We start from the raw sequence: 18,362 nt of genomic DNA, 5'->3' as shown, positions 1-18,362 counted from the left end.
TTAAGTCTACGTTCGCTGAATGTAGCATGCGACACTAGCTCAGTTGGTAGAGCGCAACCTTGCCAAGGTTGAGGTCACGAGTTCGAACCTCGTGTGTCGCTCCAAATTAATGAAGCCCGATCAGAAATGGTCGGGCTTTTTTACATTTGCTCCATCAAGCTTCATTTCTCTCGCTGAGAAAGTGTAGGAATCATATCTAGAACTCATCCAGTTGGTAGAGCGCAACCTTGCCAAGGTTGAGGTCACGCCTTATGTTCAAGAGAAGGGAACCTCGTGTGTCGCTCCAAATTTCTTTAAGTAGAAAGCCCGATCAGAAATGGTCGGGCTTTTTTGCATTTAAAAAAGGTGATTATGAGTGATGCGGTAGAAATGAACTCGATTACGCAAATCGCTCAAGACATCCCTGTTCGCTTGAAAATGGGCGTCCTGCCCATTTACATTTGCTCCATCAAGCTTCATTTCTCTTGTTGAAGAAGTGTAGGAATCATATCTAGAACTCATCCAGTTGATAGAGTGCAACCTTGCCAAGGTTGAGGTCACGCCTTATGTTCAAGAGAAGGGAACCTCGTGTGTCGCTCCGCTCTTTTCGAAGGGACTGCAAAGAAGCCCGATCAGAAATGGTCGGGCTTTTTTACCTTTTTCAAATGGTGATTATGAGTGATGCGGTAAAAATGAACTCGATTACGCAAACCGCTCAAGACATCCCTGTTCGCTTAAAAATGGGCGTCCTGCCCATTTACATTTGCTCCATCAAGCTTCATTTCTCTCGTTGAGAAAGTGTAGGAATCATATCTAGAACTCATCCAGTTGGTAGAGCGCAACCTTGCCCGGCTTTTCATCAACCTATAGGTAAAAGACTCTTTCTATTATCGAGTTTCTGTTATCTCTAAATACTGTGGAGCCAGAGTGTAATTTAGTGACTGCTAAAGCACTACCTCTCCCTATGAGTACTCAAAGGAAAAGAATTTTGCAGATGTAAAAAATGGGTAATTCTGCCAACTTTTTAAGCTTTAGTGCTCTTGTAATTGCGATTTTTTGTAAAAAACTCTAGAATTGGCCTATTCCGACTATATGAAGGCTGATTAATGTTATTACGTTACGGGTGTTCAAACTACCGTTCTATCAGTGAGTATCAAGAACTTGTATTTACCGCATCAGAAAATAAGCAAGAACAGAGCGAAGGGCTTATCACTACCGATGTAATACGGGAAAAAGTGTTGCCTGTTGCTCAAATCTACGGTGCCAATGCATCGGGTAAAACCAATCTGCTGTTGGCGCTACAGTTTTTAACCCATCAAATTATGTTCGGTGCTTCATCCGGAAAAATAGCTGTACCGACTTTCAAACTAGATCAAAAGTACCAAAGTGTAATATCAACATTTGATATCGATTTTATTTGTAACGGGAAACATTATTACTATGGCTTTGATGTTTTAGACGGAGAAGTTGTAGAAGAGTGGCTGCATCAGACGACATATGGTAAGCGCAAATCGACAATTACCTTATTTCACCGTAAGAACGGCGATGAGTATAGTTTTAGTAAAAATCTGAAAGGGCAAAATAAAACTGTTGCTGGTATTACAATGGGTGACAACCTGTTTTTGAGTGTTGGTGGTCAAAAGAAACACCCATTACTCGCGAAAATTTATCGCTACTTTGTTATGAACTACAATTATCGTTCATATGTGGATCGTTCAGAAAACTCATTGGGAGAAAGCATTATAGAAAATAATTTACAGGAAATTATTTCTGCTTTTCTCTCTCGTGTCGATATTGGTGCAACGGAAATTAAGGTAGAGAAAATTGAACATGATGAGCGTAGAAGAGAGATTGATAAAAGTCTTAAGAAAATGCTCAATGAATCAATGATAAAACTGTTTTCCGAGAAGTTACCATTTCCTGATGATCTTGATGTTCCCCGTTTTTCTTATGAAATTAAAGTACAAAGAACAACCATTGAAGGTACCGAAGAAGAATTCCTATTCTCAGAAGAGAGTCAGGGTACGCAAGCATTGATCTCGTTTCTTGTTCCAGCATTATATGTATTAAAAAATGGTGGCGTGCTTTATGTTGATGAAATCGAATCCAGCCTGCATACGGTTTTAACATTAAGACTTATAGAGTTGTTTGCGGAGCCTGCGTTAAACCAGAATGGTGCTCAGCTGATATTCTCTACCCACGATACTCAGTTGATGACATATAAGGGTGTGCGCCGGGAAAGTATCTGGTTAACCGAAAAAGCCAAAGACGGCAGTACCAAAGTGACGTCACTGATGGATTTTGCGGTCGATAAGCGATCCAACTGGCAGAAAGGCTATATAGAAGGGCGTTTTGGAGCGATTCCATTCCTTGGTTATTTGGACAAAATCAATTTTTCCGGAGAAGCTAATGCCACCGAGAAAGGGTAAAAGAGTTTCCTTAGCACGTAAAGGCAAGGTTCAAAACAAAGTTAAAATCAAATTAGTTGCGGTTTGTGAAGGCCAGAATACTGAACCCGACTTTATTGATGATTTTAGATTAGCAAAAGGCAATGGCTTGGTTGACGTAAGGGCTATTAGAGCAGCCGGCGTACCATTAACCATTGTCGATAAAGCGATAGCAGAGAAAAAAGCACTGGCAAAGGTAGCTCGCCGCAGCGCTGATCCTATCGATAGAAATTTTGAAGTATGGGCAGTGTTTGACCGAGATGAGCACCCGCATATTCCGGCTGCATTTGATAAAGCCTATGCCAACGGTATAAAGATTGCCTATTCAAACCCATGCTTTGAGCTCTGGCCTATGCTGCATATTCGTAACCAAGGTGCTGAAATACATCGCCACGATCTGCAAAGGGCGCTGGCAATTGAGTTACCTTGTTATGATGCTGACGGGGCAAAAGTGGTTAAGTTGGCTGATTTACCAAACAATTATGACGAGGCGAAACGCAGAGCAGAAGCGCTCGGCAGAAGGCACGAAGAAGTCGGTGCTCCAAAAGCTAATCCTTACACTGATGTTTACAACCTTTTCGATGCCATTATTGAGAACGGAAAGAAATAACTTCCAACCCCTTGTCAGTCAGGGATTTTTTAATTCTCCCTTAAAATTCAGTAACACTTTCATCTTCGCATTTAATTGACTCCTTAAAACGGCAAAGCTAACTTGAACGGATAACAGCAAAATCTGTTATCTGGTTTAGCATCTGGTCAAATATCCTGAGAGCCTAATAAGACGCGCTTGCGTCTTTTTTGTGGGCGATGTTCCTGCACATCTAGAAAAAATGTATTCTATGGTGGCTCGGACAGCGGCGATTTCGGTCGCACCAGGACTTGGGACTGGTAATGCTAACGCTGTTCGGGCTATCACCATGGGCGTAGCATTCTCGGAGTGGTAGCAGTCAATTTGTTTTCCCAAGGAGACATCACTATGTCCGTACAAATCTATTCAGAAAAAGATCCCTATACTTTGATTGTTGAAGCCCGTCAGATGTGCGGCGGAATCGCAGCACTGGCTAGCGAAGCCGAAGGCTGTTTAGAAAATCTTACCGGCGATCAGCTCTACTATCTGCTTTCCTCGCTAAACGACAAACTCGATGATGCACTGGAAGAGATTGAGCTGTCACAGCCTAAGTTGTTGCAAGCGTATAGTCACCGCACAATTGCTTGAGCGATGGTTAATTGGTAAAGGATAATCTTTCGCTCTTACATCGAAAATAATTCAGCCCGGTTAATAATAACCGGGCTGATTTGTTATGTACGTAGTACAAGTTGTTTTTAAATCGCTTGTAGTAAAAAAGGCCTGCACAGCATTTAAGGTAACTGTTGCAATGTTAAATATGGGATTGAGTCATACTGAATCTAATTCATGGTATGTCTAGCATGTTGTCGCTCAGCTTGGATTCTTGGAGCCAAGGCTGACTCGTTTTTGCCCCTTTATAAGCTAGACGACATTTTAGTGGTGATAAAGTCCACAAGTAACTTTGATAGGTGCGAGTGAAAATTTATTGCACGATAATGAATGAATATTGTCAGTGGCGATAAATCATAATTTAAAGAGACTTGTTGCAACTCACCCTGTTTTATTTCGTCTGAGCAGAAGCTAGTGGGCAGAGCTACAAACCCAAGACCACGTTGGGCAAAAGCTTTTGCTATAAATCCACCATCTACTTTAATTCTTGATTTTGGGGATAGTGTTATAAATTCATTTGATTCTGGAATAGTGAAAACCCAAGGTTCTCCTCCAAAAGATTTATAGCTTGATATACACGGCATTGACTCCAATTCAGTTAGATTTTGTGGTAAGCCATAGCGATTAATACACTCCTTAGAAGCCAAGATAGTAGTCTCCCATTGGCAAAGTGGCTTCGACACCCAATCCCGATCATCGAGAGTTCCTCGCTCAAAACTGATAATAATATCGGGGTCGTTTGAGATAGCATTTTTAATCGAGGTACTATGGTCACAGTACAATGTGATGTCTGTATACTTGGTTGAAAAGTCGGCTAAACCTTCCCCAATAATAGGTATGTCTGGAGAGCTAAGGTGGATGCTTCCTTTCAGCGAGGTCTGTGTCTCACTGAGTCGTTGCAGTGACAGATTGAGGTTGCACAATGGTTCCCGAATTTCTTGAAAAAGACGATCACCTAATAATGTTGGGGTCACTTTACGAGTTGTTCGATAGAATAGCTTTTCACCCAATACCGATTCGAGTTGTTGGATATGTCGACTGACGTTAGAGCTTGGAATTGCTAAGTGTTCTGAGGCTTTAGCAAAACTATGTTTTTCATAAACAGCACAGAATGAGTGTAGCCAAACGTTATCAATTCTATCTAACATGATTATCCCAATAGTTAGGTTATAGAATCCAATATTATCTCATTTATTTGTTCCAAACCATGTCTTAAGCTTGTGCCATTGCAACTATAGAGAGCGTATACATGAACGATAAAAACCGATTAACTGTCCATCGTGACAGCTATCAATTACAAGTTGAGCAGCATGGTATAGGCCCACACTTGTTAATTATTGGTAGTGTGAACTATTACAAGAAAGTAATCCCTAAATCTCTGCACGATTACTTTACTTGTGTGTATGTGGATCATCGAGGGTTCTCCAAATGTGATGATTCGAATCCCGTTGATTCAGTCAGCTTAGATACTATCACTTGTGATATCCAAGCAATATGCGACAGTATTAAGCTAACTAAAACTAGTATATTGGGGCATTCAGGCCATGCTTATATGGCAATGCACTTTGCGAGTAATACGCAAGTAGATATCGAAAAATTGATTTTAGTTGGTGCCGCACCAAGTCTGTCAGGAGATATGCAAGAAAAGCAGTTTGCTTATTGGTCAGAAAACGCTTCTGAAGAGCGGAAAAAATTGCTAGATACAGGTATGGCTAGACTAGAAAATGATATTTCCAAGCAGCCAGAACGTAAGTTTGCGCATGTCTGTCGAAGATTAGGCCCAATGAGATGGAAAGATGCATCATTTGATGAGTTATCTTTGTGGGATGACGTTGAAATGAATACACCGATATTAGATACCCTTTGGGGAGAAATATTCAGAGATATCGAACTTATGCAGTTTTCATCTAACTTGGATATCACTGTCATGAATGGAGAGCTAGATTTTAGCATTGCTCCGATTGAGGCGTGGGAGAGTGTTGAAAACGCATTTAAATCATTACAGTTAATTCAGTTAAAAGGTGTGTCGCATACGCCAATGCTAGAAGATCCAGAAGAATTTGTTGGTACGCTCCTGAGTATATTTAAGCGTTAATGTTCAAATAATACGGATTTATCCAAAATCTCCACAGTTGGCATTTCGTAACTCAGAACTGTCCAAAGACGAATTAGAAGGTAAGTTGTTCTATTGAAAATAGACTTGAAACAACTGGCACTTTGTAATTCAGAAATGCAATAAATAGGTTTTAGTTGTTACTAGGTGGAAGGTACTTTAAATAAACAAGCCAGCATTGCTGGCTTGTTTTTTAGTCGAGCTAATCTGATTCTGGATTAACCATTCTTAGGTGGCGTAAATGCAGTAAGCTCAAGCGCAGGGCCAGTGTATTTCTCGATTTTCACTAGTGCAGAGTTTGCAGCGCAACCATTTGCCAGTCGAGAAGAAGGGATATCTACGGTTAATACATTTGCCCCTCCATTTTTACATAAACCTGTTTCCTTATCTAAGTCAGGCCAGCCTCCTTCATGGATACAGACCGCGCCTTTTTTAATGCCATCGGTGACCAGTGCTCCAACGAGTACTTGCCCTCTGTCATTGTAGGCACGAACAAGATCACCGGTTTTAATTCCCCGAGACTTAGCATCTTCACTGTTAATGGTGATAGGTTCACGGTTTGCAATCGCATAGTCGTCACGAAGTTTTGCATAGTTGAACTGGCTATGTAGGCGATGAGCTGCGTGAGCGGTCATTAATTGAAGCTCATCTTTATTCGCATTGTTATAAAACTCTGTAGGCGCTAACCAAGTAGGGTGGGCAGGGCAATCTTCTAATCCGTACCCCTCTAAAGTTTTAGAGAAGATCTCGATTTTTCCGCTAGGTGTGCCTAGAGGGTTTAGAACAGGGTCTTTACGAAAATCGCCATGACGAACAAATTGCGCGGCTTTCTTATTGTATTTCATCTCAATAAACTGGTTTTCGTCCCAGAATTTGCCAAACTTCGGCATACGAATACGTGCGGATTTACCCGCTTTTTGTGCGGCATCATAAAAACCTTTCAACCACGCCATTTCATCTTTACCTTCGGTATAAACTTCGCGACCGCCCGCTTTAATCAGTTCAGCCATATCGGCGAACACATCAAAGTCGTTTCTCGCTTCACCCTCAGGCTCAACCACTTTCTTCATTGGTACTAAGTGTTGGTTACTGTAATCGCCGGTCATGGTCATATCATTTCGTTCAAATGATGTGGTGATAGGCAAAACAATATCGGCATGTTTAGCGGCAGCAGTCCAGTATATTTCTGAAATAACAACCATCTCTGGTTTTTGCCACGCCCTGATCAAACGGTTGGTGTCTTGGTGGTGCGTAAAGTTGCCACCCCCTGCCCACCAGATCATTTTAATATCAGGGAAGGTAAGCTCATGGCCATTGTGCATGTATTTTTTGCCCGGGTTTTCTAGTGCTTCGACAATACGTGCAACAGGGAAACTATTTTTGGCTCCCGATATCGCCCAATCATTGCCAGCAGAAGATCCGCCGCCAATGGCCGCAGAAATCGCAGGAAGTACGCCGGCATCGCGTGTTGGGTTGCCGCCATTGGAGTAGTGGTAAGAGAAACCAAAGCCACCGCCGGGAAGCCCTATTTGACCTAGCATTGCCGCTAATGTTGCGAGCATCCAGTGACGCTGTTCTCCATATTGCTGACGTTGAATACCCCAGCCAGCCATTAACATAGTGCGATTGGCGCTAAACATATCTGCCAACGTTTCCATCTGTTTAGCAGAAACGCCAGTAATCTCTTCTGCCCAAGCGGGTGTTTTTTCAACACCATCACTTTTTCCGAGCAAGTAAGCTTCAAACTTGTCGTATCCAGTGGTGTATTTATTTAAGAACGCTTTGTCGTGTTTACCTTTTTTAATGAGAGAATGAGCAATGCCCATCATCATTGCGACATCCGTGAGCGGACGAGGTGCAATCCATTCGACTGAGTCACCAAGAAACTCAATCGTCTCTGAACGCATTGGGTCAATAGCAATAACCGTTTTACCTGACTTTTTAAGCTGATGGAAAAACTCTAATCCACTGCAGTCGGTCGAGCTCCATGCAATTTTTAATGTGTTGAGCGGGTTCGCACCCCATAATACAACCACGTCTGAGTGTTCAAGCACGACAGGGTGGGTTGTTTGCTGTTCATAAACTTCGATGGATCCCATGACATGAGGAAGAATAACTTGAGCTGCGCCCGTGGAGTAATCGCCTAAATGGCCTGAATAGCCGCCGGCCATACTCATATAGCGTTGCAAAAGAGTCTGAGCTTTATGCAGAACACCACTTGATCGCCAACCATAAGAACCGGCAAATACAGAATCAGGACTGTTTTCTTCACGTATCCGCATATGCTGTTCATGTATCAGCTTGTATGCCTCGTCCCATGAAATGCGAACAAACTCATCATCACCACGAACGCCTTCAGGTTTACTTGGGCTCTGCAAAAAGCCTTTACGTACCATGGGATATTTAATACGAGCTTTGGTATAAACTTGGTCTGGTCCGGTGGTTTGTAAGCTATTGGGAACGGTCTGAGCTAAAGCGTTTGTGGTTGATATCAGCTTGCCATCCTTAGTGGTACACAGTATCGGTCCCATTCGTCCAGCGGTTAATATACCATTGCCACGTTTATTGGCCGCTAGCGCATTCATTGGTGTAATAGATGTGATGGCAAGTACTCCGCCTGCCATACTGGTTCCTTTCAGGAAACTTCTTCGGCTAATCTTGTTCATTTCTACATCCTTATGTTTAGTGATCACTTGCATCTTTAGCGTGGTGCTGAAAATAGTTCGTTAATAGTTGTAAATCCTCATCGGTAATATCGGTTCTTTCTCCCATTCCTTTTGCAACAGGCGCCCATGCATTCACGGTAAAGTGGTTTGCTGGGATGATCGCGTGGCAGGTTGAACAGTAGACGTTGTCAAGTTCTTGTGCGTATTGCCATATGGGTTGCTGGCTGTCGAGTACTGGGGCGTCGATCTCTGCCGTTAGCTCTGCGCTTCGCCACTCATTTCCGTACTCATCGGCAACATAATTATCTGTTTTTAGCGCCGCGATACCTTGTTCGGTTAACGTTGCAACAATGGCACGTTGTCCTCTTGCCAAATAGAGAACTTGTTCTGCCCCTTTCATTTGGTAGGCCTGAATGTTGACGACTCTTTTATTGCCGTCAGTACTTAAAACCTTCAGTTCTGTTGTGGGATTAATGGTGCCCAGTTCCCCCATGGAAATGGACTGTATCGGGTAGACCGTTTCTGCATCTTTAGGCGTACTCTCTGTTGCTGAGACTAAAAGTTCAAAGGCTTCGCTATCCATTTCTGGCTCTGGGGCAAAGTGCGCGACACCTTTGTGGCAATCGATACACGTCTGTCCGTTGTCCACGCCGTATTGGTGCATTTTTACCGCTTCTTTTGTTTGTTCGTAGTTATCCATCGCGTCATAGGTATGGCATGAGCGGCAAGTAGCGGAATCATTTTCTCTAAATTGCTGCCAAACCAGTTCCGCCATCGCCACCCGATGTTCTTCATACTTCTCTTCGGTGTCGATTTTTCCAGTAACGTACTGGTGATAAATATCTTTGGATGCGCGAATTTTAGTGACAAGGTAGTCGATGGGGTCGGATGGAATATGGCAATCTGCGCACTCCGCCCGAATGCCCTTGGCGTTAGAGTAGTGCACCGAACCTTGGTACTCTTCATATGGAATTGCCATGGTATGGCAGGAGAGACAAAACTCTGTACTTGATGTGTAGTGAAAGAGGCTTGCTGCACCTCCTAAGGTTAGCCATCCAGTTAATATACCCAGAATTGCCACTGACATTACGACATATTTTTTTAATGACATATTTCACCGCTTGTATATTTATTGTACACGGATACTCAATGCTACTACTTTATGGGTAGGAAAATGTGATTGACGTCTATAGACTAATTTTTAACCAAATTGAGTTATTGATTCTTGTTATAAGTCACAATTAACCGTGGATATAAACAAGGCGTTACATATAATAATGATAACTAACCCATTGATTAGTCACTATTAAGTTGTGCGGTGTGAAAACTAAAAAGAGCCAGACAAGCGGGCTCTTTTTATCGTTAACAATGACGGTGTGTTATGTATTGCAGCTAGATCTTATCGACTAATTCAGGTAATACCTCAAATAGATCACCTACTAAGCCGTAGTCCGCAACGTCAAAAATTGGCGCTTCAGGATCTTTATTAATTGCGACGATGACTTTTGACTCCTTCATACCCGCTAAATGTTGTATTGCTCCGGAGATCCCAACGGCAATATAAAGTTTAGGCGCAACAATTTTTCCTGTCTGACCTACTTGCAGGTCATTGGGTACAAATCCGGCGTCTACCGCCGCACGCGAGGCGCCAACGGCTGCACCAAGTTTGTCGGCAACTTGCTCTACCAAGGTGAAACTCTCTTTACTGCCGACACCCCGACCTCCTGAAATGACGATTTCTGCGGCTGATAACTCAGGTCGCTCCGACTTGGTTTGGCTAATGGAAACAAAATTAACGTTAGCGGCAGAAATATCAGCCTCCAGATGAGTAATGTCGACTTGGCTTTGACATTCAACAGCATCAAACGCGGATGAGCGAACAGTAATCACACGAAGTTGATCTGAGGTGGATACCCTCGCTAATGCGTTACCCGCGTAGATGGGGCGAACAAAGGTGTTTTGATCAATTACTTGTATAATTTCAGATAGTTGCCCAACGTCACACTTGGCGGCTACTCGCGGTGCTATATCCTTTCCTTTTGCTGAAGCATTACACCAAATACCTTGGTAATCTGTTGCCATGTCGGCGATAACCGGCGCGATAGTTTCGGCAAAATGATGTTGAAAACATTCATTATCAACACAGATAACTTTGCTAATATGGTCTACCTGACTTGCTTGCTGCGCGACCGCTTCACACTGATAACCAATCACCAATAATGTATTATTGTCACTGGTCTGTTTTGCTGCGTTGACCACTTTCAATGTGTCAGCATGTAGAGTGTGATTATCATGCTCTGCCAAAATTAAGTTGTTCATGCAATCACCTTCGCCTCGTTTTTTAGTTTATCGAGCAGCTCTGTTACGGAGTCCACTTTTATACCTGCTTGTCGTTGCGCTGGTGGCGCGACATTTTCAATGGTATGACGGAATGAGATTGCAACTTCTAATTCATCCGGTTCCATTGTGACTAAAGGCTTGCGCTTCGCTTTCATTATATTGGGCAAGGAAGCAAAGCGAGGTTCGTTAAGACGCAAATCGGTACTTACTACCGCGGGCAGTGGCATGGTGACGGTCATCAAACCACCATCAACCTCTCTGGTCACTTCCATCTGTTGATCTGCGATCTCGACATTGGAAGCAAAGGTGCCTTGTGGCCAATCGAGAAGTGACGCTAACATTTGTGCCACTTGATTGTTATCGCTATCAATGGACTGTTTTCCGGTAATGATCAACTGAGGCTGCTCTCGCTCCGCGACCGCACTAAGGAGTTTGGCGACGGTGAGAGGTTCTAACTTATCGTCAGTATTAATATGAATGGCTCTATCAGCGCCCAATGCTAGGGCAGTACGTAACTGCTCTTGGCTCTGAACGCCTCCTGCCGTTACAACAATAACCTCTTGGGCAATACCTGCTTCTTTAAGTCGAACCGCTTCTTCAACCGCTATCTCACAAAATGGGTTAATGGTCATCTTCACATTGTTGGTTTCTACATCACTACCATCAGCTTTTACTCGAACTTTTATATAGGGGTCGATTACCCGTTTGATTGGTACCAGTATTTTCACAATCAGTTCCTTCTCTGCGAACACATATAACGTAAGTTTTTTGTCACCAGATACAACGTTGTTGCAAACAAACAAATAATAACAAGATAAAATGATGTTAATTTACCTTTACGTTTACGTCAACTGCATTATAATGTTTATTTAACATTTGGGTAACATGTAAAAGGAAGCGAGGCCATGGAAAGGGATTGCATGGAATTTGATGTGTTGATTGTAGGGGGGGGACCAGCAGGTTTGTCGTCTGCTTGTCGCATTAAGCAGTTAGCAGATGAAAACAATCAGGAGATATCGGTCTGCGTAGTGGAGAAGGGGTCAGAAATCGGCGCCCATATTCTTTCGGGGGCGGTATTTGAACCTCGCAGTCTGGATGAGCTGTTCCCGAACTGGCAACAAGATGGTGCGCCAATAAGCTGCAAAGTAACACAAGACCAAACCTGCTTCTTTACCAATGAGAATAACGGCCATTTTTTACCAAAGTGGGCGGTGCCAAAAACGTTACATAATGAAGGTAACTATATCATTAGTTTAGGAAATTTATGTCGTTGGTTAGCGGAGCAGGCAGAGTCCTTGGGGGTTGAAGTGTATCCAGGTTTCAGTGCATCCGAAGCGATTATCGATGATAACAATAGAGTCTGTGGCGTGCTTACTGGCGACATGGGGTTGGATAAGCAAGGTCAACCTAAGCCGACCTATCAACCGGGGATCGAGTTGAGAGCCAAATATACGCTGTTTTCAGAAGGCGCAAGAGGACACATAGGAAAAAGTCTGCTGGATAGGTTCTCGTTAGCTACGTCATCGACACCACAGCATTACGCCATTGGTTTCAAAGAGTTGTGGGAAATACCGCCGGAGCAGCACCAGCAAGGGTTAGCGTTACACGGTTTAGGATGGCCATTAAAAGGAGAAGCAAACGGAGGCAGCTATTTATATCACTTAGATGGCAACCAAGTGGCGGTTGGGTTGATAGTTGACCTTAATTATTCCAACCCTTTCCTCAGTCCGTTTGAAGAGTTTCAACGAATGAAACTTCATCCTATGCTGGCAAAATATTTGCAAAATGGAACACGCATCAGTTACGGAGCAAGAGCCATCGCCAAGGGGGGACTTCACTCTCTACCCAGCCAACAATTTAGCGGTGGAGTACTCATTGGCTGTGATGCGGGGACGTTAAATCCTGCAAAAATTAAAGGGACACACACCGCAATGAAGTCAGGAATGATTGCGGCGGAAGCGGTGTTTGAAGCGCTAAATAATCAAGTGGATGTGCCTGATTATAAAAGTAAATTTAACTCATCTTGGTTGTACGAAGAGCTGTATAAAGCGAGAAACTTCTCTTCGTCGATCCATAAGTTTGGTAGCGTAATGGGGGGCGGATTAACACTGATAGAGCAGAACTTATTGCAGGGAAAGGCTAAATGGAATATCCGTTGCGATAAAGCGGATCATACGACTCTGGCTTTCGCTGACAGCAGTAAACAAGTCAATTATCACAAGCCCGATGGTAAGCTGAGTTTTGACCGTTTATCGTCGGTCTATCTATCCAACACCTTCCATGAAGAGCATCAGCCCTGTCACCTAATCTTGAGAGACAGCCGGATACCGATTAGTCAGAACTTAATTCAATACGCCGAGCCTGCACAGCGCTACTGTCCTGCTGGTGTATACGAAATTATTAACCAAGGTGATGAGGCTGAGCTGCAAATTAATGCTGCGAACTGTATCCACTGCAAAACGTGCGACATAAAAGATCCAAGTCAAAATATTCGTTGGGTGCCACCTGAAGGTGGTGGAGGACCTAACTATCCAAATATGTAACTGGTTACGTACAGCTTAAGTTGTTTTGTTAACATTTTATTTACTTAAACTTTGCGTGACTTCAAATTTTTTAACTAGTAATACGATTGAAACTTAATCAATGAGAGACTATTCTGAATCAAGCTTTACGTTTACGTAAACTGAATTTAACAATTTGATGCAAAGGTGTTCGAGCTGTGGCCAGTATCAAGCGTAAATGAGTTTTCAGAATGTGCTTAATGGATTGCACAGAAAATAATTAAAGGGAGATCAGCGATGGTATCGGAAACGCCTCTATTGCAGATAAACGATATTTCATTGGCTTTTGGTGGGGTCAAGGCTTTAACAGATGTGAGTTTTCACGTGAATGAAAAAGAAATTTTTTCAATCATCGGCCCAAATGGAGCGGGCAAAACTTCCATGCTTAACTGTATTTCTGGCCGATATACGCCGAATAAAGGATCGGTTGTTTTTTCCGGCCAAGAAGTGACCAAGCGAACGCCAAGCCAAAGAGCAGAACTGGGTTTTGGAAGAACGTTTCAAAACTTAGCTCTGTTTGCGCATATGTCAGTACTGGACAACATTATGGTTGGCCGACATCACATGCTTAAAAACAACTTTGTTACCGGACCGCTGTATTGGTTTTCTGGTGCACAGAGAGAAGAGATGGCGCATCGCAAGTATGTTGAAGAGGTGATCGACTTCTTAGAAATACAACACATCCGTAAAGCGACCGCCGGCACCTTATCTTATGGCTTACGTAAGCGAGTCGAGCTGGCTCGCGCAATCGCATTAAAGCCCAAACTGCTGTTGTTAGACGAACCAATGGCGGGTATGAACTTGGAAGAGAAAGAGGACATGGCGCGTTACATCATGGACCTCAATGAAGAGTTAGGTATCACAATCATAATGATTGAGCATGATATGGGGGTTGTTATGGACATTTCAAATCGTGTTCTGGTGCTGGATTTTGGTAAACATATTGCGATGGGTGAACCGGAACAAGTGATGGAAAACCCACATGTGAAGCGAGCCTATCTAGGCGAAGAGCTACCAATGTTGGAGGAGAGTGCCTGATGGTAAAGCAACAAAACGATTGGGCAGATGTAACGACCCTAGATACGTTCCCTAAAGTACTGCAATACAACGCTCAAAAATGGCCAGAACAGATCGCGATGCGCGAAAAAGAGTTTGGTATTTGGCGAGAGTATAGTTGGCTCGATTATAACAATAGAGTGAAGTGGTTATCGTTAGCTCTATTAGATCTCGGCATAGTAGAAAAAGATGTCATTGGTTTGCTCGGTGATAACCGTCCTGAATGGGTATGGGGAGAGTTAGCGGCTCATGCCATCAAAGGGTATTCACTTGGTATCTATCAAGACTCTATGCACGATGAAGTGGCTTATCTGATTAACTACGCCAAAGTGAAAGTGGTTATTGCGGAAGATGAAGAGCAGTGCGATAAGCTGATTGAGTTAGCAGATGAAATCCCGAGTGTAGAGTTTATCGTATATTGCGATCCTAGAGGGATGCGCAAATACGATGACCCAAGGCTGATTGATGTTGAGAAACTGTACAAGATAGGTCAGAGGTTAGATAAGCAGTCTCCGTCGCACTACCCAGATTTGGTTGAGGCGACTCAAGGTGACGATCTCTCTATTTTATGTACCACTTCCGGAACCACCTCTAAACCTAAATTGGCTCAGTTAAGAAGCGGACAGTTTTTAGAACATTGTGGTGCTTACCTACGTGCTGATCCACGAACACCGGGAAGGGATTACGTCTCGGTTTTACCTCTGCCATGGATTATGGAGCAGGTGTATGTAGTCGGGCAGGCACTGGTCGCTCGTCAAATCGTTAACTTTGTTGAAGAGCAAGAGACGATGATGTCTGACCTGCGAGAAATTGGCCCAAGTTTTGTCCTGTTAGCGCCAAGAGTTTGGGAAAACATCGTCGCAGACGTTTCTGCTCGGATGATGGACTCGACGCCATTTAAACAGAAAATGTACAAATTGGGCATGAAGCTAGCGAATAAAGCGCTCGATCAAGGTCAACGATCTAAATTAGCCGAGTGGATACTTCTTAGAGCCCTTCGAGACCGTTTAGGCTTTTCGAACTTAACGTCAGCCGCTACCGGTGGTGCTGCCATGGGACCGGATACTTTCCGTTACCTGCAAGCCATTGGTGTGCCCCTTAAACAGCTTTACGGGCAAACGGAAATGTGTGGCGCATATACCGTTCACCATGCAGACGATGTTGATTATGACTCAGTCGGCGTGCCTTTTGATAACTCAGAAGTGAAAGTGATCAATCCTGATAATAATGGTGTAGGGGAGATTATTGCCAAGAGCACCGGCATGTTTACCGGTTACCTTAATAACATGAAGGCGTTCCATGAAGATGTGCGTGAAGGCTGGATGCACACCGGTGATGCCGGATATTTCAAAGAGTCAGGCCATCTCGTGGTGATTGACCGTCTAAAAGATATGTCAGAAACCAGCTTAGGCGCTCGTTACTCACCTCAGTTTATTGAGAATAAACTGAAGTTCTCTCCTTTTATTGCTGAAGCGGTTGTGGTCGGCAAAGGAAGACCTTGGTTGTCGGCGATTATCTGTATTCGTTACTCCATTGTTGCGAAGTGGGCGGAGCAAAAAAACATTGCCTTTACCAACTACACCAATTTATCTGCTCAGCCAGAAGTGTATCAAGCGGTTAGAGAGGAAGTGCTGAAAGTGAACGAATCACTTCCAGATGCACAGAAAATCAGCAAATTTATCCTGCTTTATAAAGAGCTTGATGCAGATGATGGTGAACTGACAAGAACACGTAAAGTTCGTCGTAGCGTGGTTGCTGAGAAATATAGCGATATTATCGAAACACTCTACAGCGATAACTCACATGTGGATGTGGATACGGTCATTACCTATCAAGACGGCACCAAAACGCGCATTAAAACGTCACTGGTGGTGGAAACGCTTATTGAAAATGAGCAGCCACTAGCTCAGAGCGAACAACAGGCGCAAGGCGAAAAACAAGCGCAAAGCGAACAACGGAGGATCGCATAGTGAATACGGATTTATTATTGCAACTGGTCATTAATGGCGTCATTGTTGGCATGCTGTATGGCGTTGTGGCCATGTGCTTTGTACTGATTTACAAATCAACTCAGGTGGTTAACTTTTCACAAGGTGAGTTCCTGTTGATCGGTGCTTGGGTCTGCTGGGCCGCTCTGGTTCATCTCCAACTGCCTTTCGTTCTTGGCTTCTTGCTAACCCTAGCATTCATGACGGTGTTTGGCATTGCCGTGCAAACCATCGTACTCAGACCTTTAATTGGTGAGCCAATCATTTCGGTCATTATGGTCACCATAGGTTTGTCCATGTTCTTTCAGGCTTTGATGAAGTGGATATTCGGAGTGTCAGCGGTTTCCTATCCAAGAGTCTTTGAAACGGAAGTGGTGAATATTGGTGGCTTGAATGTGGAGTTTGCCTACATTCTTAGCTTGATCTTCTCGGTAATCATCATGGTGGCGTTTTACTGGTTCTTCAAATTCAGCAAGATGGGTTTGGCGATGCGAGCAACCGCATTTAACCAGCAAGTCGCCCAGAGTCTTGGTATTTCCATTAAAAAAGTGTTCGCAGTGAGTTGGGCAATCTCAGCATTAGTTTCTGCCACCGCAGGTATTGTGATCGGCATTGTTAATGGTGTCTCAGATGCCCTTTCAATTATAGGTATCAAAGTCTTCCCGGCGGTTATCTTGGGCGGGTTAGATTCGGTCATCGGAGCCATTGTAGGAGGCATTACTATTGGGGTGCTGGAAAACTTAGCGGAGTTTTTCGATAGCCAGTATCTGCATGTTGGTAACTTATACAACATCGCCCCTTTCTATGTACTGCTAATTATCCTCGCATTCAAGCCATACGGCCTGTTTGGCACCAAAGATATTGAACGAATTTAAGGAGATAGACCGATGGCTCAACTAAGCATGCGGCCTTGTGGGGACTTCCGCACAACGTATAAAGACGATACGCCGATTTTTGAAACAAAAACCATCCGTAATATTGCCTACGCAAGCGTGGTGTTAATGGCAGCAGCACCGCTGGTTATGGATATCTACCTGCTGAATCTGTTTATTCAGATTTCATATTTGGGTATCGCCGCACTAGGGTTGAATATTCTGGTGGGTTTCACAGGACAGATCTCGCTAGGCCATGGCGCCTTCTTTGGCTTTGGTGCCTTTGCCTCTGCGTGGCTTAATAACCAGTTCAACATTCCGGTGTTTTTGGCGATACCTTTGGCAGGCTACTTGACCATGATAGTCGGGATGTTATTTGGTTTGCCTGCTGCAAGAATTAAAGGCTTGTATCTGGCCATTGCAACACTGGCGGCTCAGTTTATTTTAGAAGACTTTTTTGCCCGGGCAGATTGGTTTAGTGGTGGCTCTTATGGCGCCAGTGCCAATCCAATCAGTCTGTTTGGCTATGAGTTCTCAACTGACGAAAGCTTTTACTATATCGCACTGTTTGCTCTGATTTTTATGTACATGTGGGCATCAAACTTAATACGTTCACGTGACGGACGAGCGTTTGTTTCGGTTCGTGATCACTATTTATCTGCTGAAATTATGGGTATTAACCTCTCAAAGTACCGTTTGCTTTCATTTGGCATTTGCGCCTTCTACGCCGGAATTGGCGGGGCGCTCTACGGTCACTATTTGGGGTTTGTATCCGCAGAAGGGTTTACCATCATGATGTCGATTCAGTTTCTAGCCATGATCATTATTGGCGGGCTGAGCTCGGTGAAAGGAACCCTAATGGGAACAGTATTTATCGTACTGCTTCCAGAAGTATTAGAACTTGGCGTTTCAGGATTATCAATGTTTGGAAATTCTATGGCATTCATTGATGGTCTTTCTTACCTCAAAGAGATGGCTGTCGGACTGGTGATAATGCTGTTCCTTATATTCGAACCTCAAGGGCTAGCGCACCGCTGGCAACAGATTCGAGCATATTGGAAACACTATCCGTTCTCATATTAATCGCTACCAAGGTCTCTCAC

At 43.6% G+C, this 18,362-nt stretch carries 14 protein-coding genes and 1 tRNA gene; 10 read left to right on the top strand and 5 right to left on the bottom strand.

Annotated features, from left to right (window positions below; genetic code table 11):
* Positions 1–28 precede the first annotated feature (28 nt).
* From F0227_RS18700 to F0227_RS18685, 4 genes are all read left to right on the top strand, one after another.
* Positions 29–104 (top strand) — tRNA-Gly (locus F0227_RS18700).
* Between the two features lie 981 nt (positions 105–1,085).
* On the top strand, positions 1,086–2,408 hold the full coding sequence (locus F0227_RS18695) for an ATP-binding protein (protein WP_171754764.1): 1,323 nt from the start codon (positions 1,086–1,088) through the stop codon (positions 2,406–2,408).
* Complete coding sequence (locus F0227_RS18690; protein WP_171754763.1) at positions 2,389–3,036, top strand: RloB family protein; 648 nt, start codon at positions 2,389–2,391, stop codon at positions 3,034–3,036. The genes F0227_RS18695 and F0227_RS18690 overlap by 20 nt, the downstream gene beginning before the upstream one ends.
* Before the next feature lie 366 nt (positions 3,037–3,402).
* Positions 3,403–3,642: a hypothetical protein gene (locus tag F0227_RS18685; RefSeq protein WP_171754762.1), complete on the top strand. Its 240-nt coding sequence runs from the start codon at positions 3,403–3,405 to the stop codon at positions 3,640–3,642.
* 266 nt (positions 3,643–3,908) lie between these two features.
* Here F0227_RS18685 and F0227_RS18680 read toward each other — a convergent pair whose 3' ends face one another.
* Positions 3,909–4,844, bottom strand: a complete 936-nt coding sequence (locus F0227_RS18680; RefSeq protein WP_171754767.1) for a LysR family transcriptional regulator — start codon at positions 4,842–4,844, stop codon at positions 3,909–3,911.
* 68 nt (positions 4,845–4,912) lie between these two features.
* On the opposite strand from F0227_RS18680, the gene F0227_RS18675 reads away from it, so the two are divergent.
* The gene (locus F0227_RS18675) at positions 4,913–5,758 is read left to right on the top strand and encodes an alpha/beta hydrolase (protein WP_171754761.1); all 846 of its coding nucleotides are present in this window, start codon (positions 4,913–4,915) and stop codon (positions 5,756–5,758) included.
* 236 nt (positions 5,759–5,994) lie between these two features.
* On the opposite strand, the gene F0227_RS18670 is transcribed toward F0227_RS18675, so the two are convergent.
* From F0227_RS18670 to F0227_RS18655, 4 genes are all read right to left on the bottom strand, one after another.
* Positions 5,995–8,442, bottom strand: a complete 2,448-nt coding sequence (locus tag F0227_RS18670) for a trimethylamine-N-oxide reductase 2 (protein WP_171754760.1) — start codon at positions 8,440–8,442, stop codon at positions 5,995–5,997.
* A gap of 16 nt (positions 8,443–8,458) precedes the next feature.
* Positions 8,459–9,553 carry a NapC/NirT family cytochrome c gene (locus F0227_RS18665; protein WP_171754759.1) on the bottom strand — a complete coding sequence of 365 codons (1,095 nt, stop codon included), beginning with the start codon at positions 9,551–9,553 and terminating at the stop codon, positions 8,459–8,461.
* A 281-nt stretch (positions 9,554–9,834) separates the two neighbouring features.
* Positions 9,835–10,761 (bottom strand): FAD-binding protein, encoded by a 927-nt coding sequence (locus F0227_RS18660; RefSeq protein ID WP_171754758.1) that lies wholly within the window; start codon positions 10,759–10,761, stop codon positions 9,835–9,837.
* Positions 10,758–11,510: an electron transfer flavoprotein subunit beta/FixA family protein gene (locus F0227_RS18655; RefSeq protein WP_171754757.1), complete on the bottom strand. Its 753-nt coding sequence runs from the start codon at positions 11,508–11,510 to the stop codon at positions 10,758–10,760. Before F0227_RS18655 ends, F0227_RS18660 begins: the two co-directional genes overlap by 4 nt.
* Before the next feature lie 177 nt (positions 11,511–11,687).
* Here F0227_RS18655 and F0227_RS18650 point away from each other — a divergent pair, with 177 nt between their 5' ends.
* The 5 genes from F0227_RS18650 to F0227_RS18630 all read left to right on the top strand — a co-directional run bounded on the left by F0227_RS18650 (position 11,688) and on the right by F0227_RS18630 (position 18,342).
* A complete protein-coding gene (locus F0227_RS18650) occupies positions 11,688–13,325 on the top strand; it encodes an electron transfer flavoprotein-ubiquinone oxidoreductase (protein ID WP_171754756.1) in 1,638 nt (545 codons plus the stop codon).
* Between the two features lie 255 nt (positions 13,326–13,580).
* On the top strand, positions 13,581–14,381 hold the full coding sequence (locus tag F0227_RS18645; protein ID WP_171754755.1) for an ABC transporter ATP-binding protein: 801 nt from the start codon (positions 13,581–13,583) through the stop codon (positions 14,379–14,381).
* Positions 14,381–16,369 (top strand): long-chain fatty acid--CoA ligase, encoded by a 1,989-nt coding sequence (locus F0227_RS18640; RefSeq protein WP_171754754.1) that lies wholly within the window; start codon positions 14,381–14,383, stop codon positions 16,367–16,369. The genes F0227_RS18645 and F0227_RS18640 overlap by 1 nt, the downstream gene beginning before the upstream one ends.
* Complete coding sequence (locus F0227_RS18635; protein WP_171754753.1) at positions 16,369–17,262, top strand: branched-chain amino acid ABC transporter permease; 894 nt, start codon at positions 16,369–16,371, stop codon at positions 17,260–17,262. Before F0227_RS18640 ends, F0227_RS18635 begins: the two co-directional genes overlap by 1 nt.
* Before the next feature lie 12 nt (positions 17,263–17,274).
* The gene (locus F0227_RS18630) at positions 17,275–18,342 is read left to right on the top strand and encodes a branched-chain amino acid ABC transporter permease (RefSeq protein WP_171754752.1); all 1,068 of its coding nucleotides are present in this window, start codon (positions 17,275–17,277) and stop codon (positions 18,340–18,342) included.
* Positions 18,343–18,362 lie beyond the last annotated feature (20 nt).

The organism is Vibrio sp. 99-8-1 (genome assembly GCF_013114595.1).
Taxonomy (GTDB): Bacteria; Pseudomonadota; Gammaproteobacteria; order Enterobacterales; family Vibrionaceae; genus Vibrio.
This window is presented reverse-complemented; position numbering and strand designations above follow the sequence as displayed.